This window comes from Eubacterium ramulus, assembly GCF_003122485.1.
In the GTDB taxonomy this organism is placed as follows: domain Bacteria; phylum Bacillota; class Clostridia; order Lachnospirales; family Lachnospiraceae; genus Eubacterium_I; species Eubacterium_I ramulus_A.
In genome coordinates, this window is the sequence record NZ_JRFU01000244.1 from 1 (window position 1) to 1,355 (window position 1,355).

Genomic DNA, 1,355 nt, shown 5'->3' on the forward strand with positions numbered 1-1,355 from the left:
GCATGACGCGCACCTCGCAACAAGAATGCCGGAGCATTCTTGAAATGAATAAAGCCAGAGTGGTTTTAGGATAAAAGCTTTTTAAGGAGGAAAAAAATGAAAAAAAGATTATTGGGAATGGTTTTGGCAGTAGCTATGGCAAGTTCACTTGCATTAACCGGTTGTGGAAGCGGCGGTGATTCCGGACAGTCAAATGGTACTCAGGGAACAGGGGGATCCTCTGAGCAGGAGAATACATCTTCTTCAGGTGGTCAGTCCGGTGACCTTTCAAATCTTGGTTACACATTTGCAACAAATGACTTTGGCCAGGGTGAATACTCACTGGATATCAACGCGTGGATCATTGATTCTGTCGCACAGCATGTAGGCTCTACAGTAGACGTTGTAGATAACCAGTTTACAGTTGATAACATTGTTACGCAGCTTCGTTCACAGCTTTCCAAAGGACCGGACGGTGTTTGTATGATCGGTATTGCAGAGACTGTATTCCCGGCTATTTCACAGGCTTGCCAGGAAGCAAATGTACCTTATTCATTCTTTGCAACTCCGCCGGTTGATGCAGATGTAGAAACAATGGAAGAAGATCCGTTGTATGCAGGTACTGTATTATTCGATCCGGAAGCTGAGGCAGCTTATCTTGCAGAGAAAGCTTATGAAGCAGGTGGAAGAAAAGCCGTTATCCTTGCAGGTGCTCAGGGTGACTACAACCACGATCATCGAATCACTGGTTTCACAAAGAAATTTGAGGAATTAGGTGGCAAAGTTCTTGATGTAGCACGTTGCGATAACCCGGGACAGGGCGATGAGAAAGGTTCTAACCTTCTTTCTGCAAACAAAGATGCAGACGTTGCAATCGGAGCAGGTGCTGGATATATCACATCTCTGGAAGGTGTCAGAGAAAAAATGGGCCTTGATTACAAGATTTACGGCTGTGATACAACTCCAAATCTGATTCAGGATGTTATCGATGGCAAAGTAGAGATCATCTCTGCCGGTGCTAATACAGGTGCCGGATTTGCTGAAATCCTTCTGATCAACAAACTGCTCGGACATCCGATTCTTGATGCAGATGGCAAAGCTCCGTATACAAAAGACCTTACATTATTCTACTGTGATTCTTCCAACTGTGAGAAATTCCAGAAATTCTGGGATGAGTGCCAGAAGAACCCTCTGACACAGGAAGAAGTTATGAACCTGATCGGTGAAGATGTAACATATGATGATTTTATTACTGCACTGAAGAACTATGCTGATGACAGCTATGCAAAAATTGACAAATATTAATCAGTTAAAATAATTTATAGTGATTTCAAGTCGAACGCACGTGAGACTTGGTGCGTGATTCTGGTCAGCGA

At 43.5% G+C, this 1,355-nt stretch carries 1 protein-coding gene; it reads left to right on the forward strand.

Translation table 11 applies throughout. The features are described 5' to 3' along the window. Positions 1-96 precede the first annotated feature (96 nt). Complete coding sequence (locus LG34_RS16200; protein ID WP_109216997.1) at positions 97-1,284, forward strand: sugar ABC transporter substrate-binding protein; 1,188 nt, start codon at positions 97-99, stop codon at positions 1,282-1,284. Positions 1,285-1,355 lie beyond the last annotated feature (71 nt).